The following is a 21,930-nucleotide window of genomic DNA, read 5'->3' on the forward strand; positions in this document are numbered from 1 at the left end:
ACTCTCAAAACGAACAATACAAATCAAAACACAAAAAGATATCCCGGCGCGGGGTGGAGCAGCCCGGTAGCTCGTCAGGCTCATAACCTGAAGGCCGCAGGTTCAAATCCTGCCCCCGCAACCAAAATATACGCGCGTTATCAAACGCTTAAGCGCCGCCCTCCAGGGCGGCGTTTGCGTTTCCACCCACCGTGGAAGCACTGTGGAAGCAAGAGGGCGCGAAGTCCTTCGAAATCCTAGCAATTCTTCGATGAGAGCGATTCCATCGCACCGCGATCTGGCACCATGGTTGGGCAAGCTCAGAAGGGCAGCCAGTCATCGTCATCGGTTGCCTCGACTTCGTTAAAGCGCACCGATTTAGACACCACCACTCCGCACTGAACTTCCAACAGCAAGTCCCAATCGTAGATGCTGCCATAGCCCATGTGCACATAGTCCAGCAGTTCGCCTTGCGGGATGCGTAGCGTGCCGGAATACCATTGCGCGAACACCTTTTCCGGGAATCCGGGAAAGATCATTGATACCGTGATCTTGGTTCCGTCTACGAGGCGTCCATCCAGGTGGGTGAGATACAGGAGATCATCGACGATCTCCCAACTTCCCACGTACCGCCGCCACAAGGCGGTGGTGGAGCGTTTGAGTGCCGGTCTGATGCCGCCTTTAGCGAAATAATCTTCCAGAGGTTCGGTGCACAATTCCAGATTTGCGCCCTGGTAGACAATCTTCTCTGGCATTTGGGCCGTCAACTCGCGTCTCCCTCGTGGCTTTTGTCCGTTGTATCGGTGCTGATGGCACGCCCATGCCGGGGAGATGCCCGTGCCTGGGTTGCAAATGAACACATTCAGATCAGTTCTAGCCCCGATTATTCCAGGTCATCGTCATCGCCTCCGAAGTCGTAGTGATCCCGCGCAATCGTCTTCGCCTGGATCGCCTTCATTCCCCATTTCCCGCGCTTCTTGTCGAAACTTGCAATAGCGATGCCCTCCACCAGATCACCCGCTTCGATCCCCTCAGCGGTGATCATGTGAGGCGGTATGAAAATGTCTCCGCGGGTGAACCCCAAGCCACTCGGTGTTACGTTCGTTGCATCGCGGAACGGGCGACAAACGTCCGGAGGAGGCGCTTGGTTCGTCGACGTGATCTGGACAATCCGCGTGCGCACGCCGGTCTTGGAATCGTGCTGGGCTAGGCGAACTGCGACGGCATCGCCGACTTTGGCTTGACCGGGGAACAGCGAAATCGGGCAAGTGCCATCCATGTTGCGAGTGACGACCACATGAATCAGCGATTTCTCACGGTTGATGTGATCAATAACACCAACTTGGAACGACAATATGTCCATGGGCGCGCCGTCTGGACGGCGGCCAACGCGGTGGATCGTTGCGCGGCCTGGCTCTGACTTCGAGACCTCGTACTGCACCCTGATCGGCGCGCCTTCGGTCAGTCCACGAAGGTCGGCATGGTTGTCGGGCAGGCTCAGTTCGATTGCGACAGGATTTCCCTTCACATAGATTCTGCGGCGCTTTCGAGGCTTCTGACCATCTCGCCCCTCGACCGTGAAAACGTCCCCGAGGCAAGCATCGGTCCATGGGAGGTGTGAGAAGAGCAGAGCTTCCGCCGCATCGCTCAACCTGCCATAGAAGGCGCGATCAGTCGTGTTTGGGGTGACCGCTGCAAGTCTTTCCACAAGACTCTGTGCGTCGCGGGGAATCGCGTATCCGGCACGGGCGCGGTGCGCAATCATCCGCTCTGCCTCGAAGCGGGCTTCGGAAGGGTAGTTTTCTTCCAGCAGGGCGGCGAACTTGAGGCGGACCTTTCCTACAAAGTCATCGTCCTGTGAACAGCTCAGGGCCTTGGCGTAGCACGAGCGCCGCAGGTCGATATCGTTTGGCACCAAGTCACCGATCAGCTCCCAAGCCCAGTATTCAGAAGCCTTCTCGCGCGCAAATTCGACGGCCAGCTTCAGCGCTTCTTCGATGCGCCCCATGCCCCGCAAGAGTTTCGTGAGATTGAACTTGAGCCAGATGTTATCCGGGAAGCGCTTCATCGCGGCCTGCACATGCGGCAGCATGAAATGGCGGTCTTCCGCACGGTCGCTCTGGGCGGCCTCGGCCGACGCAGTCTGGATCACCTGCTCAACGAGGGACGGGTAGGTCTTACCGTCCTTTCCCAGCTGCCGGTCAAAGTCCTCGTCGTTGAACTGATCCGGGTTCCAGAGGCGAAGAAACGGGAGCAGCTTGAGCTGTTCGCCCTTCGTCAGCCGCAACGCCTGACGCAGCATCAGGCTGTGCAGGAGGTCGGGGCCGCCGATCGTCAGCTTCAGATAGGTGTTCAGGTTTCTCTTCACGCGCTGAACGACTGGCGGAGACAGTTTATCGTCCTGCGACCCTTCAAGTTCGCCTTTGATCAGGCGGAAGAGTTCCCAACCCCACGCCTTCCGATCCTCTGGTGCCAGTTTTCCGTTCGCATCGAGGTCGGCGTAGATCCTTGAGGCATCCTCGTGCTTGCCTTGCTTGCTCAGATTGCGTGCGGACTCTATGGCGCGGCGGTCGGGGTCCACGAGCGACAGAGCCTTCTCACGATGTTCTGCCAGCATCTCGTCCGAGACCGGGACTTCGAAACGCCGTAGTTGGTCCAGATATTCGGACAGCTTCTGTTGTTTTCCATCGCCTGCGTGCTGTTTAACGAGTGCAATGAGGCACCATGCATAGGCGGCACGGTCATAGTCGTCAGCCTCGGAATCTGCGATGCGCTCCACCGAGAGAGCGAAAGCTGCATCGAGTTGGCCACCTTTCCTGAGTTCGGTGACCTCTTTGGAGCGATGGTTCCAACTTCCACCACTCAAACCCCTGTTGCTGCGGCTCCTGCTAACGATGCTCATGGGTGAACCTCGACGGTCAGAATGGTTCCGACATCATCTTGCAGCGAGATGAGTGATGGTGTCGGGTTAGGGGATGGATTGATTGGCATGAACCGCGTCAGCTGGTTCTTGCCGTTGTAGAAGATGTCGACCGTGACCGAGTCCGAGCCCCGCGCGATAACGTAGCGCTGGCTCCATTGCTGCTCCTTCAGGTTGACCGCGGTGATGCCCTTCTTCGCCAGCGCGGCGATCAATCGGTCATGGAAATCCCGCAAGAACGGTCGGTCAGGAGTGCCCGCGCTGGCCGAACTCGAAGTGCCAGTTCCTGGTTTCTGGCCCGACAATCCAGCGATGCGGGCCATGATTTCCTCGGCGAAGCCGTCAGGCCTCGGGCAGGTCACGCCAGAGACAGTCCAGTTGCCCTTGTAGCCGATGTCTATGCGAACAGCGTCTGCGCCTCGCTTGAAGAAATACGCTTCTCGATACTGGTGGTGAGCGACGTCCTCGATCTCGATCCCAGTGTCAGTCAGCCTGTTGCGGATTTCCGTTTGAAGCCATGTGCGAAACAGGGATTGTGGCGATATAGCGAGGGAGGGGGCCCTTCCATCTGGTTCAGGGGCCATCGCTCGCTGGTCGGGAGGGCCGGCCTCCGGGCTTTGTGGGCCAGGTTCTGAGGAAGACGGCGTAACCCAGCCGGTGCCCGCTACTTTCAGCCTGATCTCCGGCGGATCGACAAGATATAGCTTGCTGCTGGTCCGGGTCATGGCCGTGTAGAGCCAGCGAAAATAGTCAGAAGAGCGCGGGTTCTGCGGGGTTGCGCAACTGACGATCACATCGCTCCACTCGCCGCCCTGCGCCTTGTGGCAGGTAATGGCATAGCCAAACCTGAGGCGAAGAGCGTTGAAATACGGATCCGAACGCAGCGCCAACTGGAACGCATCACGATCTTTCTTCCGGTCGATATGCTTGTGGCGCTTGAGAAAATCGACGTACAGGGCGCGCTGCTGCGTAGATGCCAGGCTGGCGTCGTCGCCGTGCAGAAAATCGTCGAGTATCTTTGCCTTCAAGACGAGATCGTCACCCTCCGATTGCGGCAAGGCAACAATGACCTCTCGGAAATTTAGCGCAACATTAATGGGTTCCGAAACGTTGCTGTTGCCGAGCCTCTGGAGCAACTGCACCGACCGTCGCTCGACCGTAGTTTCAACCGAGTCGATCCGCAGAATTTCACCATTGGCGACGTAATGCGGACCGCAAAAGCCGTTGGCCGCTACGATTACGCTGTCCCCTGCGGCGACGGACGCCTTCCCCGGAAACAGTACGGACCGGATTGCGCGGTTGAAATTGGCGGCTTCGGTATTCGAGTGGGTAACGATGATCGGCGCCTGGGGGCCGCGTCCTTCGCGGATCTTGATGTAGAGAGGCGTGACGCTGTCCTTGGGCAGTTGGATCACGTCATCGTCGAAAGAGAAAGTAAGGCTGCTGAAGCGTCCACTGATGACGCCTTCGCGCAGGGGCATGACGTTGCGGATTACCGCGCTGTCAGCTTTCTGGCGGACGATTTCGGTCAATTCGTAGCTGGCTGCATCAAGCCCGAAGGTCTCACGCAGGTAATCCGCGTCCAGGGCAGGAGAGGTCGACATGCCGACCGGAGGCAGCTGCGCCGGATCGCCGATGAAGATGATCTTTCGGGCGTTACCTGAATGCGTTGACCCCACATGCGCGATCAGATCCCGCAACAGATGCCCGCTGCCAGACCGGAAGAATTCACTTTCGGAATACACGTTCGATACGAGCGACGCTTCGTCGATGATGGCCACAGAATCGACCGGGTCATCATTGTTCCGGACCTTGGCAATCATCTTGAAGGTGGCCGAACCGTCGTCGTCATCTTCGGTCTGCTCGGTCATGTCGCTATAGTCGTAGATCAGGCTGTGGATCGTTCGCGCCGACTGCCCCGTTTTTTTGGCAATGACTTTGGCCGCCCGCCCTGTCGGCGCTGCAAGCGAGAACGTCCGCCCTTGGGCAAGTAAAAACTCTGTCAGACCGGCGGCAAGGAAGGTTTTTCCCGTTCCCGCATACCCTTTAAGCAGAAACACCCGCTGGGTGTCGTCGGCGAGGAAGTCATCGAGCGCCGAGATACACCTCTGCTGGTCAGCCGTGAGTTCCTCTTCGAACATGTCCCGTAACGAGATCCGCGTCTGCGGTGGCCTGAGAAGGGTGGCTCGGCCAGCGGCTTTCTCCCCGCCGACGGCCGGAGACATGTCCTGCGAGGTCTCGTGATGTGCCGTTGGCGTTATCGGCGCGGCACGTCCCCGTGCTTGCCAGTCGATATCTGGGCGCATTTCAAAGCAGAACCAAGCGGTCAGAGAAAGGGCGTCATCGACCAGGTCGCGGGCTTCAGCTGCCGATACAGGACGCTTTCCGTGCGCGGCGATGTTTCCGAGTTTCCGGATGGTGTGCAGGAGCCCTAGAACCCGCCTATCCAGCAGATCATTATGCTGCAGCAGTTGCAAACGGTCGAACTGCTTCTCGTCGTCGTTAAGTGGCAAGCCATGGTGCCGGAAAAGGTGGCAAACCATGGCCTCCGAAAAGCTGCGTAGGCGGATGGTCGAAAAATCAGGGAGCTTGTCGGCATTCTGCTCTGCCTCGGACGCCAGGGCATGCAGGTCCGGCCAGAGAGGCAGCAGCAAGCCGAAGCCCTCCGAGACAATAGCGCCCGTCATGTCCATCGTATCCCCCTGTACTGGCGCTCGGCACCTCTTGCGGGGAAAGCCCCCAGGCTTCTGCGCTAGATCACCCTGCAATCGCATGCCTTTGAAATCGGGCAGAAATAGGGGGTAAGCATGACGTTCCACCAATTGAATTGGAGGCTAGCCAAGCCTCACTGCGATGGCAACCTTGAGAGTTGCCGCAGAACAAAGTTGAGATCTTGTTTTTCGCGCACTCCCTTGAACATGCATAGAAAACTTCGTTGACAAGCCTGCCTCCCTTGACGCAAGTTCCAATCATCGCAGAGGTGCGCCCGGAGAGAGATCTCGCGGGCGCTTTTTCGTTTCTGGAGTCGGGCGGGAGCAGCACCTCCATCCTCATATCTCTCGTGCGAACCAGCGGATGCGGCCGATGATGCGGATCTCGTCGGCCGTGCGCTCGTAGGCGGGGTAGAGCGGGTTGTCCGAGATCACCCGCACGGCGGGCGGGTCGCTGTTGGGGATGTGCTCGAGGCGCTTGGCCACCAAGCCCATGCCGTCGTCGAGGACGAAGATGCCGGGCGGGTTGGGCAGCTGGCGCGTCATGTCGACCAGCACGGCATCGCCGTCCTGCAGCGTGGGGGCCATGCTGTCGCCTTCGACATGCATGATCCGGAGTTGTGAAGGGCTGGCCTTCAGCTTGTGGCGGATCCACGACTGGCGGAAGTGGTAGGCGCGGCCCGGCGTGTCGCCATCTTCGGTCACCACCGCGCCACCGCCCATGGCGGGACGTGGCGTGGCATGCGCGATCGCCACGAAGGTATCTTCGGGGTTCTCGGTGAACGGGGAGGGGCCCTCGATCTCGCCGATGCCGTGGATCAACCACTCCCTGTCCACCTTCAGCACACGGGCAACATCGGCCAGCCGGTCGATGCTCGGGCGCACGGATCGTCCGCGCAGGATGTCATAGACGAAGGAGCGGTTGACCCCGGCCATCTCTGCAACATGGGCCGGTGCCAGGCCCAGCTGATCGGCGCGGGCTCGCAGGCGGTCGGCCAGGGTATGGGTCTCGATCATGTTGTCCCCAACGGATTGTGGATAAGATGGGATATGACAGGATTGAATTGGGATCGTCAAGCGACTAGAACAAAAGCCAAACAGATTGCACTGGAATCGGGGGCACGGATGGAGATCGAGAAGGCGTATTTCACCCTGCCGGAAGTCCTCGCCCGCTGGTCGATGCCCGAGGTCGATCTGGTCTATCTGGCCGAGAACGACCAGCTGCGGCTCTCGGTCCGCATCCTCAACCTGCCCATCGAGTTCGGCGACTTCGAGGAAACCGACGATGGCCAGCGCTTCTCGATCCCCACCGCGCGGTCCTCGTTCAACGGGCTGCTGGACCTGCACGTCCAAGACGTGTTCCAGCTTTTCCGCCTTGGTGAAGTCAGCATAACTCGGTTCCGGACAGCGAAGGCGGACTACGCCTGTTTCTATGGATCGCGCGAGAGCCTGACGATCCGCAAGCCGGATCTGGTGCTAAGGCGCGAAGAACGTGACCGTTTTGAGGCGGCGACAGGATTCGGCGGCGCCTCTGGCACGAAGCCTTCTGGCGGGTTCCACGCCTCTGCTGATTACCAGAGCGTCCGCTGCAATGGCCGGGAGTTCCGGCTGGGTCCGATCCAGGCGCAGGTCGTGCGGATCCTGCATGCGGCGGCACTGCGGGGCGATCCGTGGCAAAGTGGCAAGGCGGTGCTCTCACAGGCCGGGTCGAGAAGCCTCAAGATGGCTGACGTCTTCAAGTCCAAGAAGGACTGGCCGCTGCTCATCGAGTCGAACGGCCGCGGGGCCTATCGGCTCGCAGGCGTCTGAGTCGGCTTCCCCGCGCCCCCACCGGATCCCTGCTGAGGGACGCGCCGGGGGATGGAGGGGGATGGCGATCCCACCGGCACGCGATTCACCCCATGATTGAAACAGTCCGGCTGATCCCCCGACGTATCCCACTCTGATCCCGACGACATCCCCACATCGCGCCGTGCATCTTCCTCCCGACGACACACCGGGAGAGGACGATGCAGACGAGAACCTGCCTGAACCAGACCGAACTTGCCGCACGCTGGAGCATTTCGGCGCGCACCCTTGAACGCTGGCGCTGGACCGGCGAAGGCCCGGCGTTCCTGAAGATCGGCGGCCGCGTGGTCTACCGGCTCGAGGATGTGCTGGCCTACGAGCAGGCCCGCCAGCGCCGCAGCACTGCGGATCGGGGCGCGGCATGATGGCCCGGCATTCCATCCTCCGCGCCACCGGCGTCGTGTCGATCTTCGGCACAGGCGGACCGGCGCTCGACGAGGTCGGGCTTTCGGCCTGGATCGCGCAAGCCGCACCCGGCGAGACGCTGGTCTACCATCGCGGCTTTCTCGCGGTCGACGCGACCTCCGTCATCTCGAAGCTGCCCGCTGAACAGCAGCGCGCCCTGCGCCTGGTGGCATCGGCCGCCCTGCGCGCCGCCGAGCAGGGTCTTGTCCACCTCGTGCAGGCCCGGATCGGACCCGACCAGTTCGCCTACATCGCCATCGCCCGCGCCAGGCCGCGCGAGGCCGGTCCCGCCCTTTCCATGCGCCTTCTCGATGCCGCCTGACCCTATCCCCTATCACGGAGACCCCCATGACGTTCCCGCAGAACACCCCCAGCATTGATCAGTTGATCAATCTGCCCGCAGGCGAGATTGCCCAGCTTCCCGTCGAGCTTCTGGCCGCGCTGCAGCGCGAGATCGACGCTGCCGCCAAGCAGATGAAAGCCGTCACCGCGCGGTTCTCCACCGCGCTCGAGGTCCGCTATGCCGCCCGCGCCGCCGAGGCACGCCGCGCCTGCGGCAAGGACACCGGCACCGTCCGCCTCGTCGATGGCGATTTCACGGTGGTCGCCGACCTGCCGAAGCGCGTCGAATGGGACCAGGCCAAGCTCGCGGCGATGGTCGAGCGCATCCGCGCCGCAGGTGAGGATCCGGCCGAATATGTCGAGATCAGCTTCAAGGTGCCCGAACGTGCCTATGTCGCCTGGCCCGAGGCGATCCGCCAGGGCTTCGAGCCCGCCCGCACCGTCAAGACCGGCACGCTGAAGATCGACCTGCTGCCCCAGGAGGATCGCGCGTGAGCCTGCCGATCATCACCGCCGATCAGCGGTTGGCCGAGCCGCGCGGCATCAAGGGCTGCATCTTCGGAAAGTCCGGCATCGGCAAGACCAGCCTGCTCTGGACGCTCGACCCGGCGCGCACGCTGTTCATCGACCTCGAAGCGGGCGATCTGGCCATCGAGGGCTGGCCGGGCGACAGCATCCGGCCGCGCACATGGGCCGAGTGCCGGGATTTCGCGGTCTTCATCGGCGGGCCCAATCCGGCCCTGCGCGACGAACAGCCCTGCAGCCCCGCGCATCATGCCGCCGTCTGCCAGAAGTTCGGCGATCCCGCCGCGCTCCACCGCTACGACACCATCTTCGTCGACTCGATCACTGTCGCCGGGCGGCTCTGCTTTCAATGGTGCAAGGGCCAGCCCGAGGCGGTCTCGGAAAAGACCGGCAAGCCTGACGTGCGCGGGGCCTACGGTTTGCACGGGCGCGAGATGATCGCCTGGCTGACCCACCTCCAGCACACCCGGGGCCGCAACGTCTGGTTCGTCGGGATCCTCGACGAGAAGTTCGACGACTTCAACCGGCGCATCTTCCAGCCGCAGATCGACGGCTCGAAGACCGGGCTCGAGCTGCCGGGGATCGTCGACGAAGTGATCACCATGGCCGAGCTCAAGGCCGATGGCGGCGATCCCTACCGCGCCTTCGTCTGCCACACCATCAACCCCTGGGGCTTCCCGGCCAAGGACCGTTCCGGTCGGCTTGGCCCGGTGGAAGAGCCGCATCTCGGCCGCCTGATGGACAAGATCCGTGCGCCCGGCACGCCCGCACAAAGGCGCCTGACCTTCACGCCGCCCGCGTGAGCGGCGCGGCCGATCACCCCCATCCGCAATCCTGATCCGCAAAGGAGACACCCTATGGGTTCCTGGAACGACTTCAACGACGCCCAGTCCAACACCAACCTCATCCCCAAGGGCACGCTGGCGAAGGTGCGGCTGACGATCCGCCCCGGTGGTTTCGATGATGCCTCGCAGGGCTGGACCGGGGGCTATGCCACGCGCGGCTCGACCGGCGCTGTGTACCTGAACGGTGAGTTCACGGTGACCGAGGGCCAGTACGCCCGGCGCAAGATCTTCACGCTGATCGGGCTCTACAGCCCGAAGGGTCCGGATTGGGCCAACATGGGCCGCAGCATGATCCGCGGCATGCTGAACTCGGCGCGCGGGATTTCCGACAAGGACCAGTCCCCGCAAGCGCAGGCGGCGCGGCGGATCAACGGCCTTGGGGATCTGGACGGGATCGAGTTCCTTGCCCGGATCGACGTCGGCACCGATGCCAGCGGTGATGACAAGAACGAAATCCGCAGCGCGGTGACGCCGGACCATCGGGATTACGCCGGAGCTATGGGGCTCGCCGCGCAGCCTGGCTACCACCCGCCCGCGCAACCCGCGCCGCAACAGCCGGTCCAGGCGCAGCCCGCGTCACCGGTGCCCGGTCGTCCCTCCTGGGCACAGTGAGGGCCTGACCCATGCGCCTTCGCCCCCGTCAGAGCCTGTTCGTGGAGCGCAGCCTCGCTGCGCTCTGCGATCACGGCAACACCCTTAGCATCGCCTCGACGGGTTTCGGCAAGACCATCGCCCTGTCGGCGGTTGTCGCGAAGTCCCTCGAGGGCAGTGATGCCAAGGCCTGCATCCTGGCCCATCGCGACGAATTGACCGCACAGAACCGGGCGAAGTTCGGCCGGGTTGCGCCTGACATCACCACCTCCGTCGTCGATGCCGAGGCCAAGAGCTGGGCAGGGCGGGCGACCTTCGCCATGGTGCCGACCCTCTCGCGGCCCGCCAATCTGGCGGCGATGCCCGCGCTCGACCTTCTGGTCATCGACGAGGCGCATCACGCAGTGGCCGACAGCTATCGGCGGATCATCGACCATGTCCGGGGTGCCAATCCTGCCTGCCGTATCTTCGGCGTCACCGCTACGCCCAACCGGGGAGACCGCAAAGGGCTCCGCGAGATCTTCGACAATGTCGGCGACCAGGTGCGGCTGGGCGAACTGATCGCCTCGGGCCACCTCGTCCCACCCCGCACCTTCGTCATCGACGTGGGCGTGCAGGAACAGCTGCGCGCCGTGCGCAAGAGCGCTGCCGACTACGACATGACCGAAGTCGCGCAGATCATGAACCGCGCGCCGGTGACGGATGAGGTCGTGCGGCACTGGCAGGAAAAGGCAAGCGAGCGGCCGACCGTGGTCTTCTGTTCCACCGTCGCCCATGCCGAAAACGTCGCCGCCGCCTTCAACGGCGCAGGTGTTTCGGCGGCTGTCATCCATGGTGATCTCGATGTCGGCACGCGCCGCCGCATCCTCGCCGCCTATGCCTCGGGCGAGATTCGCGTCATCGTCAATGTGGCCGTGCTGACCGAGGGCTGGGATCATCCGCCCACCTCCTGCGTCGTGCTGCTGCGCCCCAGTTCCTACAAATCGACCATGATCCAGATGGTCGGGCGCGGCCTGCGCACGGTCGACCCCGAGGAACATCCTGGTGTCGTCAAGACCGACTGCATCGTGCTGGATTTCGGGACGTCGAGCCTGATCCACGGCACGCTGGAACAGGATGTCGATCTGGACGGAAAAGCCGAGACCGGTGAGGCGCCGACGAAGACCTGCCCGGCTTGTGAGGCGGAAATCCCGCTTGCCGCAATGGAATGCCCGCTCTGCGGCGAGGTGTTCGCGCAAGACGTCGAGGAGCAAGGCGAAGGCCCGGATGCCGTCCCGCTCTCGGGCTTCATCATGTCCGAGATCGACCTTTTGAAGCGTTCAAGTTTCGCATGGGTCGATCTCTTCGGCGATGACGCCGCGCTGATGGCCAACGGCTTCAACGCCTGGGGCGGGATCTTCTTTCTCGACGGTCGCTGGCACGCGGTGGGCGGTGCGAAGGGGCGTGCACCCCGGCTTCTGGGCGTGGGCGAGCGGACGGTCTGCCTTGCGCAGGCCGATGACTGGCTGAACGAATACGAGACCGACGAGAGCGCCTTCAAATCGAAGGGCTGGCTGAAGCAGGCGGCGACCGAAAAGCAGTTGCAATACCTGCCGCCCGAGTTCCGCCAGGACTATGGCCTGACCCGCTATCGCGCCTCGGCGCTGATGACCTTCGGCTTCAACAAGCGCGAAATCCGCCAGCTCGTCGGCCGCGCCAGCCCCTGTATCGGGAGGGCGGCGTGACCCATGCTGGGCAAATTGCACCCCCGCCTGAACCGTCGCGCCATTGGCACCCGCGCCCGCAACCTTGCGCCGTCTGCCTGCGCCCCGCGCGAGGCTTCGGCTTCTTCAACCCCGCCAAACCACGCCCCCGCGCCCATCGCTGGTTCTGCTCGATGCCCTGCCAGGCATGGTTCGCGGCCCGCCATCGAAAGGGACTGACCATGCAGGGAACCACTGAGGAAGAACGTCTGGCAATCGCGCTGGTGATGAAGCGTCTGGGCCAGACCATGGATGCGATCGGTTGGCAGAAACGCCTCTGCGACCTGTCCGAGACCGACGTGACCGCGCTGATCGAGGAGGTGCTGGAAGGTTACGGCGCCGAGATGTCGCGCATCGCCGCCACTTCGGAGGTGCCGTTTTGACCAAGGTCTGTTCAAAGTGCGGCTTCGCGCGCAACGCATGCGAGTTCGGCCTTCGTCGCCGCAGCCCTGATGGCCTGCAAAGCTGGTGTCGCGACTGCCGTCGGGAATACCAACGCGCCTACGCACAGAATTTCAGGGATCCTGAAAAACACCGGGAGGCGCAGCGCCGCTATCGGGCGCGCCACACCGAGAAAGATCGCGCCCACCGCATCGTCGGGCGTGCCGTCAAGTCATGCCGGATCATCGTGCCGATCTGGTGCCAGCGCTGCCACTGCGTGACCGATCTCGAAGCACATCATCACGACTATTCCAAGCCGCTTGCCGTCGAATGGCTCTGCTCGACCTGCCACGGGCTGGCTCACCGCAGCTATGGGGAGGGTTCGCATGCTGGACTATAACCGCCGCCAAGGAATCGCCGAACGCGTCAACGCCGCCATCGATGCCGCGCTGATCGCTGAGCGCGAGGCGACGCCTTCCCGAACCTATCTCGGCGCATCCCGGCTGGGTCATGCTTGCGAGCGGGCCCTGCAGTTCGAATTCGCGGGCGCGCCCAAGGATGAAGGCGCGGATTTCGGCGGCCAGACGCTGCGGATCTTCGAGATCGGCCACCAGCTCGAGGAACTGGCCATCCGCTGGCTGCGCGCGGTCGGGCTCGACCTCTACACCCGCAAGGGCAATCGCCCCGGCGGCGAAGCCGCCAGATTGATGGATGACGGGATGCGCGAGCGCATCCCGGGTGGCGAGCAGTTCGGCTTTTCCGTCGCGGGCGGGCGCATCCGGGGGCATGTCGACGGGATCATCGCCACGGCGCCCGCGCCGCTTGGCATCGGCGTTCCCGCGCTCTGGGAATGCAAGACCATGAACGCCAAGAACTGGCGGGCCTGCGTCAAGGACGGGGTCGCTGTCGCCAAGCCAGTCTATGCCGCGCAGATCGCGCTCTACCAGGCCTACATGGAAGGGACCGTCCCCGGCATCTCGGCCAATCCGGCGCTGTTCACAGCGATCAACAAGGACACCGCCGAACTGCACCACGAACTGGTGCCCTTCGACGCAGGGCTCGCGCAGCGCATGTCGGACCGGGGCGTCCGGATCCTCCAGGCGACCGACGCGGGCGAGCTTTTGCCTCGCGTCGCCACCAATCGTGACTTCTTCGAATGCCGCTTCTGCCCATGGGCCGCGCGCTGCTGGGGACTGCCCGGATGAGCAACGCGCCCGTCGAGCCGCCCGATCCACCCCAGACACTTGAGGATACGCCCATGACCGCCGGTCACGAAGACCGCTCCGCACCGCCCGACGCATCGATGGGGAATCTGGTCCATTTCAACCCTTGGCGCGATTTCAACGATGCCGCCCCGATGGCCGATGTCTTCGGCGACGAGCCGGACCCCGAGCAGATCACCCAGTTCATGGAGGTGGTCTTCGGCTACTGCGACGGGCTGATCCCGGTGCGCAGTTTCATTGACAAGGGGCAGGGCATCGACGGCCGCCCGCACAACATCTGGCTGGATGCCAATGCCGCTGCGGCCGGGAAGATGGCCACCTTCGCCACATGGGCGTCGCGCGAGGGGGCCGCAGTCTATGTCATCCCCGGCACGGTCGCCGCAGTCGGCCATGCCAAGGCGGCGGAAATCCTGCAGATGCAGACCGTGGTCGTGGACATCGACAGCGGTGACATCGCGGCCAAGCGCGCCCATCTGGAGCGCCACCTCGGGCCTCCGACCATGGTCGTGGAAAGCGGCGGTGTCACGGCCGAGGGGCAACGCAAGGCCCATGTATGGTGGAAACTCACCGAGCCCGCCGAGGGCAGCGACGTCGCCCGCGTCACGCGCCTGCGCGGCGACATTGCCGCCAAGGTTGGGGGCGACATGCATTTCCGCTCGGCCCACCAGCCGATCCGGGTGGCGGGGTCGGTCTATTACAAGAACAACCTCAAGACGCAGGTCCGGATCGTCGAACTGAACGCGGGCCTCGAGCGGGATCTGGCTGAATTCATCGAGGCCGTGGCCGACATGCCTCCTGCACCCGGCATCAGTCTGGCCCCGGATTTCGCCACGCCGGACAAGCCCCGCGTCGACGATGTGCTGGTGACCCCGGTGCGCGAGGGCGGTCAGGACGACTGGTCCCGTTTCGAGGGGGCATCGGCCGCAATCGGCCATTTCCTCCGCATGGTTCACGAGGGCCGGATGTCGAAGGAGGAGGGCTGGCAGGCGATCTGCGGCTACAACGCCGCCATGTTGCGGCCCTCCTGGCCGATCGAGCGCCTGCAGCGCGAGTCCGAGCGGCTCTGGGATCTGCACGTCCAGAAGAATGGCCCGCCGCTGGTCCGCCTCGACAGCGCAGCCCCCGCGCCGAGCGAGATGCCCACCTTCACACTCGGCTCGCTGCTGGACGATACCAGCCCGATGCCCGAGGACATCATCGCGCCGCGCGTGCTGACGCCGGGTGGGCTTCTGGTGCTGGGCGGTGCGCCGAAGGTCGGCAAGAGCGATCTGACCATCAGCTGGCTCGTGCACATGGCTGCCGGGGTGCCGTTTCTCGGCTTCACCCCGCCGCGCCCGCTGCGGGTGTTCTACCTGCAGGCCGAGATCCAGTATCACTACCTGCGCGAGCGGTTGGGCCAGATCGCGCTGCCCGCCAGGGTTCTGGCCGCCGCGCGCGACACCTTCGTGGCAACGCCGAAGCTGAAGCTGCTGCTCGATACCGAAGGCAGCATGCGCGTGGCGCGCGCCATTCAGGCGGCCTTTCCGGATGTGGGCCCAGACATCATCTGCATCGACCCGATCCGCAACCTTTTCGACGGCGGGCCGGCCAATTCACATGGGGGCAGCGGCGGCGAAAACGACAACACCGCAATGATGTTCTTCCTCAAGGACCGGGTCGAGGTGCTGCGGGACTATATCAACCCCGCCTGTGGGGTGATCCTGGTCCACCACACGCGAAAGCTGTCGAAGCAGCAGCTGAAGGACGATCCGTTCCTCGCCCTGTCGGGGGCCAGCGCGCTCCGGGGCTTCTATACCTCCGGCCTGATCCTGCACCGGCCGGATGAGGACGCACCGGAGCGCAAACTCGAGATCGAGCTCAGGAATGGCCCGGCGCTGCCCTCGAAGCTGATCGACAAGGTTGGCGGCCAGTGGGTCGAGATCAACCCGATGAACGAGCGCCTGGTCCGCGCCGAGGTGGGCGCGAAATACGACGCCGAGCGTGCACGAAAACAGGAGGTGATCCTGTCCATCCTGCTCGAGGAGGCGGCCGAGGGGCGGCTCTATACCGCAAATCAGTTTGCCGAGGTCTTCGAAAACAAGGGCGGTCTGGGAGGCAAGGACGCCATCCGTGACCGGATCGCCGTGCAGGCCACCAAGGGAAAGATCAAGTTCGTCCGCAACGCGGCACCCTATGGCTTTGGGCCCTCACGCTCGCGCTTCGGCTACCTCTGCGTCGAGGGAATGGTCATGCCCACGGACGGCAAGGAAGTCGATCCGGAGACCGGCGACGTCACACCTGTCCGCGTTTCCGTGCTGCCCACCCACTACAAGTCGCCACAGACCGGCGCGCTTCTGGAGGTCGAGAACCCGCATATCTGGGTCGATCCGGAGGGGGAACGGCCATGATCACCCTCGACAACTGCTTTGCGCGGCAATGCTCAGAGGCCAGTTTGAACCAGATTGGCCATCTCACCGAAACTGCCTCGCCATCCTTACGCAGGACCACGCAGGGTCCAGTTGTGACCAGTTTGGGCCCGCTTCCGAAACTGCCCCTGCAGGAGTGCGCAGATACCGAAACGGCTACGCTGCAACCAGTTTCGGCAGGATCGACCGAAACCCACCTCCCGAAACTGGAATTCCTGTTTTCTGTCAGTGCCTTGATACGGGTTCCAAGTTTAGGGGGTGAAACCACCCCCTACGGGGGTGGGGGAGAACGCCGCAGGCGGGTTCTCCCTCGCCCACCCCCAGGGGTTTCGCGCGCGTGGCCTGTCGAGGGTCCGATCACCCGATCCGCCACAGGCAATCCCGACCCGCCAAGGCATCCGAACGATGTCGTTTTGCACCGAGCAGCCAACCAGAAGAGGAGACCACCCATGGCTGACCTGACACCCGCCACCCGACCCCATCTGGCCATCCCCGATCTGCCACTCTCCGTTCGGTCTGGTCGCACCCTTCTGGCCCTCGATCTCGGCACCACGACGGGATGGGCCCTGCATGGCCTCGATGGGCTGATCACATCCGGCACCGTTTCCTTCCGTCCCGGCCGATTCGATGGTGGTGGCATGCGCTATCTGCGGTTCACCAACTGGCTCGCAGAGCTGGACCGTCTGTCCGGGCCCATCGCATCCATCTGGTTCGAAGAGGTCCGTCGCCACGCGGCCACCGATGCCGCCCATGTCTATGGCGGGCTGATGGCCACGCTGACCGCATGGGCGGAACTGCGCGGCGTGCCCTACGAAGGCGTGCCAGTCGGCACCATCAAGCGCCATGCAACCGGCAAGGGCAATGCCGACAAGGCGGCGATGATCGCTGCCGCCCGGGCCCGTGGTTTCACCCCCGCCGATGACAACGAAGCCGATGCCATCGCGATCCTGTTCTGGGCACTCGAGACCAAAGGGGGCCTGCAATGAAGGGCATGCGTTTTGCACCGAAAGGCTATGGCGGCCGTCGCCGCAACCCCGATGAGGTCAAGCGTGATGGCTGGCGCGAGCAGGGGGTGCTGGCCGTCGCCATCGACGATCACCGCCTGACCTGGCCCGAGCGGGAACTGGTGCGCCAGCTGGGCGAAAAACTCTATGGCCCGGCCACCAGCGGGCGGGAGGTCCAGCGATGACCGTCTGGACCCCCGCGCTGGTCGAGGAACGGCTGGCCGAAGCCGCCTTCGTCCTGAAGCGTCTGCCCGAGCCCCGCAGGCAGGGCTACTTCAGCACCTGGCCTGCGGTCCTGCACAGCTTCGCCGACAAGGTGGGGCAGGAGCCCAAGCCCATGCGCGTGCTGCCCTCGCCGCAGGCGATCAGCCGGATGGAGGAAACGCTGACCTGGACCGCTTGCCTCGAGCCGATGGACGGCCGCATCGTCTGGATGAAAGCCCATGGCGAGCGGTGGAAGGAGATCTGCTGGTCCGCAGGGCTGCACCGGTCGGCCGCGCATCAGCACTGGCAATTCGGCCTTGCCGTGATTGCCCTTACCCTCAACAAGCGGCGGTTCAACCGCAACCTGTCGAAACAGCGAGTGATCGAACTGGCCGGTGGCGCGTAACCCCGCGCGCCAGATAGAAAATTGTCCGCCGGACAGTTTTCGAAGGGACAGAAAGCCATCTCCCGGGCTAGAAAGTTGATATGCTCGGGAGAGGAGCGCGCGGGGCAGGGGGGCCACTGGCTTCCGGTATCCAGCGAGAGTCCGGTCGGGGTCCAGCCCCGGCGAGTTGGCGGTTCCTTCCGGGCGATATTCCTATGCTGGCGGGCGAAGCGCGGCACATCGCTAGCGACAGGGCCGGATTTTTGGGAAGCCACCCGGAAGCCGCCGCCGCCTGAACCCGCCTGAAACATCGCAAGATCAAACCCTTGATGCTCGACACCCCTGGTGGCCGCTGGACCCCGTGTGGAGTCCAGTCTGGACCCCGGAGTCCGGAAACCAGGGGTTTCCACCCTGATCCGAGGAATGACCCACCGATGACGCTGAGCTTCGCCCCCGAGCGGATCGAGACCTGGCCGCTGGCCAAGCTCCAGCCCTATGCCCGCAATGCGAAGGCGCACGGGCCGGACCAGGTCGCGAAGATCGCCGCCAGCATGGCCGAGTTCGGCTGGACGGTGCCCTGCCTCGTGGCCGAGGATGGCGAGTTGATCGCGGGCCATGGCCGGGTGCTGGCGGCGACGCAGCTCGGACTGACTGAAGCGCCGGTGATCGTGCTGGGGCACCTGACCGAGGCACAGCGCCGGGCCTATCGGATCGCGGACAACAAGCTGACGGAGCTGGGCACTTGGGACGAGGCGCTGCTGTCGGCCGAACTGAACGATCTGTTGGCCGAGGATTTCGACCTGTCGCTGGTCGGCTTCTCCGACGGTGAGCTGGACAAGCTCTTGGCTTTCGTGCCGGAGGGGGACGGCGAAGAAGGTGGCACCGGGGGCTCCGTGCCGCCGGTGACCATCCCCGAACCGCCGCGCAATCCGGCGTCGCGCACCGGCGATCTGTGGATCCTTGGCGACCACCGCCTGCTTTGCGGCGATAGCACCAGCGCGGCCGATGTGCGCCGCCTGATGAACGGCGAGCGCGCGATCCTGTTCGCGACCGACCCGCCGTACCTCGTCGATTACGATGGCTCGAACCACCCGACTCGGAACAAGGACTGGTCGGCGTCCTACGGCACGACCTGGGATGACAGTTCGCAAGGAGCCGAGCTTTACGACGGCTTCATCGCCGCCGCCGTGGCGGAGGCCATCGCCGAGGATGCCGCCTGGTACTGCTGGCACGCCTCGCGCCGCCAGGCGATGCTTGAAGCCTGCTGGGAAAAGGCGGGCGCCTTCGTCCATCAGCAGATCATCTGGGTGAAGGACCGCGGGGTGCTGACCCGGTCCCACTACCTCTGGAAGCACGAGCCCTGTTTCATGGGCTGGCGCCGCCCGAACCGGCCGCCGAAGGTGGCCGAGCAGACGCTGCCCTCGACGTGGGAGATGCCGTCCTTCGCCAAGGACGAGCGGCCTGACCACCCAACGCCGAAACCGCTCGACGCCTTCGGCATCCCGATGCGCCAGCATGTGGCGCGGGGCGGCCTCTGCTACGAGCCGTTCTCGGGGTCCGGGTCGCAGATCATGGCGGGCGAGGCCAATGGTCGCCGGGTCTTCGCGATGGAAATCAGCCCGGCCTACATCGATGTGGCCGTCGAACGCTGGCAGGCCGACACCGGCCGTGACGCGATCCTTGACGGCGATGGCCGGACCTTCGCGGTCGTGAAAGCCGAGCGGCTGGCCGAAACCCCGCCCGAACCTGAAACCCTCCCCGAACCCGCCGCGTGACATGCATGACCTAGCTTTACCTTCCGCCGGACGCGGTTCCGGAACGACAGACGCATGTCTCTTCGGTCTGTCCCTCTGCTCCGGCGCAGGCGGCCTCGACCTCGGGCTTGCCATCGCCATCCCCGGCTATCGTGCTGTGGGCCATGTCGAACGGGAGACCTTCGCCGCAGCCACTCTCGTGGCGCGGATGGAAGACGCGTCCCTGGGTCAGTCTGTTGTCTGGGACGACGTTGGAACCTTCGACGGCCGCCCTTGGCGCGGCGCGGTGGACATCGTCACTGCGGGCTATCCGTGCCAGCCGTTCTCCGTCGCGGGCAAGCGCCGGGGTGCAGACGACCCGCGCCACCTATGGCCGCATGTCGCCCGCATCATCGGCGAGGTCGAGCCGCCCTTCGTGTTCCTCGAAAATGTCGCCCATCATCTCCGCCTCGGCTTCCCCGAAGTCGCCAGCGGATTGGTCGGCATGGGCTACAAGCTTGCGGCAGGCCTCTTCACGGCGGCGGAAGCTCAGAGGATTTCAACGCGCGCTGGTCACACCAACCTGTCGTCCTTTTTCATCATAGGTATAGAGAAACGAACCTTGCTTAACGGTTACGGTCGAAGATGTATATCCGTGCAGATCGCCCGACTTAGTAAATAGCTGCCGGTTCTTCTCGTCATAGACGTAGATGAAACTGCCCTTCTTTGCTGCCATTCCAATCGCCATTCTTGCTTCCTTTACACCGTGGCTGCGCATCCCACATTAGAGGGAAATGTCAGGCTGACAACGGATTTGTTCCGCCTTTTAGACACGACTAATAGGGATAGATTGAGGCCGGATGTTTGGAGTCAGAGCACTCTGTGCAAAACGATGGCTGCAAGCCGAGTGCGGGCAACCGCAGGTCGGCCGACCTGACCCATTCGGCGGGGCTGTGGATGACGCCGACAGCGCGGGATCACAAGGACGGGGCGACGACATTGGCGAACACGCCGGTGAACGGCCTGCTTGGCCGCCAGGTCCTGGTGACGCCGATGGCTGGGAGCGATACCTCCGAGCCGCGCCGAACCTTGAACCCGCTGTTCGTCGAGGCGCTGATGGGTTGGCCCAGCGGGTGGACCGGCTTCGCCTCTGTGGCAACGGCGTGGTCCCCCTGGTTGCAGCGCATGCGCTGCGAACTTTGGCGGCTGAATTGCTGGCCGATGGATGAGGTGGCGGTATGAAGCAATCGCGTACCATGTCGCTGGTCGAGGCCGCGGCAAACGTTGTGGTCGGCTACGTTTTGGCCATCGCCACACAGATCGTCGTGTTCCCGTGGTTCGGGATCGAGACTGGTCTCGCGGAGCATCTGACCATCGGACTCGCCTTCGTGGGCGTCTCGCTCGCGCGGGGCTATGCGCTGCGGCGGCTTTTCGAGGCGATGAGGACCCGGATGTATCAGCCAGAAAAGTGACGCGAAGTTGCTGTTTCGCTGTATCCTATTGCGTAGGCCGTCTGGCCGCCGCCAGGAACCCGACAACGACATGAAGCCGGATACTGCGAATGAGGTGAGCCAATGAAGAATGATCCAGAGGCTGTCGGCTTCGTGCCCATGCGTGCAGCCGTCAACGGGCTGGTGCTCGGCCTTCTTCTTGCCGTGGCCTCACCGGCCATCGCGACGCCGGAATACATCCTGCCGACGTTGTTCGATGTGACGGGCGTTGCTGCGAACGACGTGCTGAACATCCGTGCGGCCCCCAGTGCCAGCGCCGAAATCATCGGGACGCTTTCGCACGACGCTCGCGATATCGAGGTCGTGGGTTATGACGAAACCGGGCGATGGGCGCGGATCAATACGGGTGAGCGCAGCGGCTGGGCAGCACTTCGCTACCTTGCCTATCAGGTCGATGTCTGGGAGCCCGGAGCCCTGCCGCCAACATTGAATTGCCGTGGCAACGAGCCGTTCTGGTCGTTCCGCCCAAGGGGTGATGCCATGGTGTTCTCGACACCGGATGCGCCCGAAAGCGTCATGCGGATCGAGCAGGTGCTGTCGACAGGCATGTTCCGGGATCCGCGACGGTCGGTGTCGGCAAAGGGTGAAAACCTCCGCATGACCGGAGTCATGGTGCCTGTGGCGTGCTCTGACGGGATGTCGGATCGCAGCTACGGTCTTGACGTTACTGTCATCCTCGAAGGGCGCGGAGAGCCGCAGATGCTGACAGGCTGTTGTTCCATCGCTCCGAACTGAACAACTCGAAGTCGGGGCCGTTCGAGCCGGTCAGCGTGTTCGCCGTCAGGTCCTGCGTGCGGTCGCCCAGCCAGATCTGCGACGCATTCTGATCCTCTGCGGGATTCGGCACAATCATCACGGGCAAAGGGTCAACATGTCGACTTGGCGAGATTGTCGAAGAACTGACCTGCATCCGTGCCCTCACCGGCACGGGCCTGCGTCAGACCCTTCCGGATCCCGGCGACAGTTTCGGCGTAGTCGAGCCGGTCCTGCATCTCCTGCCACGCGGCGGCATCCATAACGACGAGCGAAGGCTTGCCGTTCACGGTCAGGATCTGCGGCCGACCGGTCGCCTTGATCTGCGCGATCAGACGCGCCGAGTCCCGCTTGAACTCGGTCAGCGGGGTGATGTCCTTGGTGATGTCCATGACTGGCCTCCCGACGCGCATCGAATTAGGA

General features: G+C 63.7%; 24 protein-coding genes and 1 tRNA gene. 20 read left to right on the forward strand and 5 right to left on the reverse strand.

What is annotated here, in order from left to right; all coding sequences use genetic code 11:
* The first annotated feature begins 47 nt into the window (after positions 1–47).
* Positions 48–124, forward strand: a tRNA-Met gene (locus tag FQU74_RS00485).
* 175 nt (positions 125–299) lie between these two features.
* Here the strand turns inward: FQU74_RS00485 and FQU74_RS00490 are convergent.
* The 4 genes from FQU74_RS00490 to FQU74_RS00505 form a co-directional block, all read right to left on the reverse strand.
* Positions 300–746 (reverse strand): hypothetical protein, encoded by a 447-nt coding sequence (locus FQU74_RS00490; protein WP_146284336.1) that lies wholly within the window; start codon positions 744–746, stop codon positions 300–302.
* A 116-nt stretch (positions 747–862) separates the two neighbouring features.
* Positions 863–2,881, reverse strand: a complete 2,019-nt coding sequence (locus tag FQU74_RS00495) for a DUF7017 domain-containing protein (protein ID WP_206664972.1) — start codon at positions 2,879–2,881, stop codon at positions 863–865.
* Positions 2,878–5,592, reverse strand: coding sequence for an ATP-dependent DNA helicase (locus FQU74_RS00500; RefSeq protein ID WP_206664973.1), 2,715 nt, complete (start codon positions 5,590–5,592; stop codon positions 2,878–2,880). The genes FQU74_RS00495 and FQU74_RS00500 overlap by 4 nt, the downstream gene beginning before the upstream one ends.
* A gap of 357 nt (positions 5,593–5,949) precedes the next feature.
* Positions 5,950–6,627, reverse strand: coding sequence for a LexA family transcriptional regulator (locus FQU74_RS00505; RefSeq protein WP_146284338.1), 678 nt, complete (start codon positions 6,625–6,627; stop codon positions 5,950–5,952).
* A gap of 108 nt (positions 6,628–6,735) precedes the next feature.
* On the opposite strand from FQU74_RS00505, the gene FQU74_RS00510 reads away from it, so the two are divergent.
* The 19 genes from FQU74_RS00510 (at position 6,736) to FQU74_RS00605 (ending at position 21,489) form a co-directional block, all read left to right on the forward strand.
* Positions 6,736–7,419, forward strand: a complete 684-nt coding sequence (locus FQU74_RS00510) for a hypothetical protein (RefSeq protein ID WP_170246177.1) — start codon at positions 6,736–6,738, stop codon at positions 7,417–7,419.
* A gap of 200 nt (positions 7,420–7,619) precedes the next feature.
* A complete protein-coding gene (locus FQU74_RS00515) occupies positions 7,620–7,823 on the forward strand; it encodes a helix-turn-helix transcriptional regulator (protein WP_071166986.1) in 204 nt (67 codons plus the stop codon).
* Positions 7,820–8,185: a hypothetical protein gene (locus FQU74_RS00520; protein ID WP_229704469.1), complete on the forward strand. Its 366-nt coding sequence runs from the start codon at positions 7,820–7,822 to the stop codon at positions 8,183–8,185. Before FQU74_RS00515 ends, FQU74_RS00520 begins: the two co-directional genes overlap by 4 nt.
* Positions 8,186–8,211: 26 nt before the next feature.
* On the forward strand, positions 8,212–8,700 hold the full coding sequence (locus FQU74_RS00525) for a hypothetical protein (RefSeq protein ID WP_146284341.1): 489 nt from the start codon (positions 8,212–8,214) through the stop codon (positions 8,698–8,700).
* On the forward strand, positions 8,697–9,533 hold the full coding sequence (locus FQU74_RS00530) for an ATP-binding protein (protein WP_146284343.1): 837 nt from the start codon (positions 8,697–8,699) through the stop codon (positions 9,531–9,533). The genes FQU74_RS00525 and FQU74_RS00530 overlap by 4 nt, the downstream gene beginning before the upstream one ends.
* A 54-nt stretch (positions 9,534–9,587) precedes the next feature.
* Entirely contained in the window at positions 9,588–10,187 is a 600-nt protein-coding gene (locus tag FQU74_RS00535; RefSeq protein WP_146284345.1) for a hypothetical protein, read from the forward strand.
* Positions 10,188–10,198: 11 nt separating this feature from the next.
* Entirely contained in the window at positions 10,199–11,890 is a 1,692-nt protein-coding gene (locus tag FQU74_RS00540; protein WP_146284347.1) for a DEAD/DEAH box helicase, read from the forward strand.
* 200 nt (positions 11,891–12,090) lie between these two features.
* Positions 12,091–12,291 (forward strand): DUF6511 domain-containing protein, encoded by a 201-nt coding sequence (locus FQU74_RS00545; RefSeq protein ID WP_068767673.1) that lies wholly within the window; start codon positions 12,091–12,093, stop codon positions 12,289–12,291.
* Complete coding sequence (locus FQU74_RS00550) at positions 12,288–12,689, forward strand: hypothetical protein (protein WP_146284349.1); 402 nt, start codon at positions 12,288–12,290, stop codon at positions 12,687–12,689. Before FQU74_RS00545 ends, FQU74_RS00550 begins: the two co-directional genes overlap by 4 nt.
* Positions 12,676–13,494 (forward strand): hypothetical protein, encoded by an 819-nt coding sequence (locus FQU74_RS00555; protein ID WP_146284351.1) that lies wholly within the window; start codon positions 12,676–12,678, stop codon positions 13,492–13,494. Before FQU74_RS00550 ends, FQU74_RS00555 begins: the two co-directional genes overlap by 14 nt.
* Entirely contained in the window at positions 13,446–15,899 is a 2,454-nt protein-coding gene (locus FQU74_RS00560; protein WP_229704468.1) for an AAA family ATPase, read from the forward strand. The genes FQU74_RS00555 and FQU74_RS00560 overlap by 49 nt, the downstream gene beginning before the upstream one ends.
* 467 nt (positions 15,900–16,366) lie before the next feature.
* A complete protein-coding gene (locus tag FQU74_RS00565; protein ID WP_146284353.1) occupies positions 16,367–16,903 on the forward strand; it encodes a hypothetical protein in 537 nt (178 codons plus the stop codon).
* Entirely contained in the window at positions 16,900–17,106 is a 207-nt protein-coding gene (locus FQU74_RS00570; protein ID WP_444542689.1) for a hypothetical protein, read from the forward strand. The genes FQU74_RS00565 and FQU74_RS00570 overlap by 4 nt, the downstream gene beginning before the upstream one ends.
* Positions 17,103–17,531, forward strand: coding sequence for a DUF6362 family protein (locus FQU74_RS00575; RefSeq protein WP_146284355.1), 429 nt, complete (start codon positions 17,103–17,105; stop codon positions 17,529–17,531). The genes FQU74_RS00570 and FQU74_RS00575 overlap by 4 nt, the downstream gene beginning before the upstream one ends.
* A 413-nt stretch (positions 17,532–17,944) precedes the next feature.
* Positions 17,945–19,285, forward strand: a complete 1,341-nt coding sequence (locus tag FQU74_RS00580; RefSeq protein WP_146284357.1) for a site-specific DNA-methyltransferase — start codon at positions 17,945–17,947, stop codon at positions 19,283–19,285.
* 1 nt (position 19,286) lies between these two features.
* Positions 19,287–19,925: a DNA cytosine methyltransferase gene (locus FQU74_RS00585; protein ID WP_229704467.1), complete on the forward strand. Its 639-nt coding sequence runs from the start codon at positions 19,287–19,289 to the stop codon at positions 19,923–19,925.
* Positions 19,926–20,200: 275 nt separating this feature from the next.
* Positions 20,201–20,485, forward strand: coding sequence for a hypothetical protein (locus FQU74_RS00595; RefSeq protein ID WP_188781613.1), 285 nt, complete (start codon positions 20,201–20,203; stop codon positions 20,483–20,485).
* Positions 20,482–20,715, forward strand: a complete 234-nt coding sequence (locus FQU74_RS00600) for a DUF7220 family protein (protein ID WP_146284361.1) — start codon at positions 20,482–20,484, stop codon at positions 20,713–20,715. The genes FQU74_RS00595 and FQU74_RS00600 overlap by 4 nt, the downstream gene beginning before the upstream one ends.
* A 102-nt stretch (positions 20,716–20,817) precedes the next feature.
* Positions 20,818–21,489: a COG3650 family protein gene (locus tag FQU74_RS00605; RefSeq protein ID WP_229704466.1), complete on the forward strand. Its 672-nt coding sequence runs from the start codon at positions 20,818–20,820 to the stop codon at positions 21,487–21,489.
* A gap of 131 nt (positions 21,490–21,620) precedes the next feature.
* On the opposite strand, the gene FQU74_RS00610 is transcribed toward FQU74_RS00605, so the two are convergent.
* Positions 21,621–21,899: a type II toxin-antitoxin system Phd/YefM family antitoxin gene (locus FQU74_RS00610; protein ID WP_146284363.1), complete on the reverse strand. Its 279-nt coding sequence runs from the start codon at positions 21,897–21,899 to the stop codon at positions 21,621–21,623.
* Positions 21,900–21,930: the final 31 nt, after the last annotated feature.

The sequence above is a fragment of the Gemmobacter aquaticus genome, assembly GCF_007859075.1.
GTDB classification, from domain to species: Bacteria; Pseudomonadota; Alphaproteobacteria; order Rhodobacterales; family Rhodobacteraceae; genus Gemmobacter; species Gemmobacter aquaticus.

Coding starts and splice junctions, on each gene's coding strand:
- FQU74_RS00540 (WP_146284347.1), top strand. CDS start 10,199: ATGCGCCTTCGCCCCCGTCAGAGCCTGTTCGTGGAGCGCAGCCTCGCT.
- FQU74_RS00565 (WP_146284353.1), top strand. CDS start 16,367: ATGGCTGACCTGACACCCGCCACCCGACCCCATCTGGCCATCCCCGAT.
- FQU74_RS00495 (WP_206664972.1), bottom strand. CDS start 2,881: ATGAGCATCGTTAGCAGGAGCCGCAGCAACAGGGGTTTGAGTGGTGGA.
- FQU74_RS00510 (WP_170246177.1), top strand. CDS start 6,736: ATGGAGATCGAGAAGGCGTATTTCACCCTGCCGGAAGTCCTCGCCCGC.
- FQU74_RS00605 (WP_229704466.1), top strand. CDS start 20,818: ATGAAGAATGATCCAGAGGCTGTCGGCTTCGTGCCCATGCGTGCAGCC.
- FQU74_RS00585 (WP_229704467.1), top strand. CDS start 19,287: ATGCATGACCTAGCTTTACCTTCCGCCGGACGCGGTTCCGGAACGACA.
- FQU74_RS00560 (WP_229704468.1), top strand. CDS start 13,446: ATGCCGCTTCTGCCCATGGGCCGCGCGCTGCTGGGGACTGCCCGGATG.
- FQU74_RS00600 (WP_146284361.1), top strand. CDS start 20,482: ATGAAGCAATCGCGTACCATGTCGCTGGTCGAGGCCGCGGCAAACGTT.
- FQU74_RS00535 (WP_146284345.1), top strand. CDS start 9,588: ATGGGTTCCTGGAACGACTTCAACGACGCCCAGTCCAACACCAACCTC.
- FQU74_RS00515 (WP_071166986.1), top strand. CDS start 7,620: ATGCAGACGAGAACCTGCCTGAACCAGACCGAACTTGCCGCACGCTGG.
- FQU74_RS00520 (WP_229704469.1), top strand. CDS start 7,820: ATGATGGCCCGGCATTCCATCCTCCGCGCCACCGGCGTCGTGTCGATC.
- FQU74_RS00575 (WP_146284355.1), top strand. CDS start 17,103: ATGACCGTCTGGACCCCCGCGCTGGTCGAGGAACGGCTGGCCGAAGCC.
- FQU74_RS00570 (WP_444542689.1), top strand. CDS start 16,900: ATGAAGGGCATGCGTTTTGCACCGAAAGGCTATGGCGGCCGTCGCCGC.
- FQU74_RS00545 (WP_068767673.1), top strand. CDS start 12,091: ATGCAGGGAACCACTGAGGAAGAACGTCTGGCAATCGCGCTGGTGATG.
- FQU74_RS00580 (WP_146284357.1), top strand. CDS start 17,945: ATGACGCTGAGCTTCGCCCCCGAGCGGATCGAGACCTGGCCGCTGGCC.
- FQU74_RS00525 (WP_146284341.1), top strand. CDS start 8,212: ATGACGTTCCCGCAGAACACCCCCAGCATTGATCAGTTGATCAATCTG.
- FQU74_RS00555 (WP_146284351.1), top strand. CDS start 12,676: ATGCTGGACTATAACCGCCGCCAAGGAATCGCCGAACGCGTCAACGCC.
- FQU74_RS00610 (WP_146284363.1), bottom strand. CDS start 21,899: ATGGACATCACCAAGGACATCACCCCGCTGACCGAGTTCAAGCGGGAC.
- FQU74_RS00595 (WP_188781613.1), top strand. CDS start 20,201: ATGACGCCGACAGCGCGGGATCACAAGGACGGGGCGACGACATTGGCG.
- FQU74_RS00500 (WP_206664973.1), bottom strand. CDS start 5,592: ATGGACATGACGGGCGCTATTGTCTCGGAGGGCTTCGGCTTGCTGCTG.
- FQU74_RS00505 (WP_146284338.1), bottom strand. CDS start 6,627: ATGATCGAGACCCATACCCTGGCCGACCGCCTGCGAGCCCGCGCCGAT.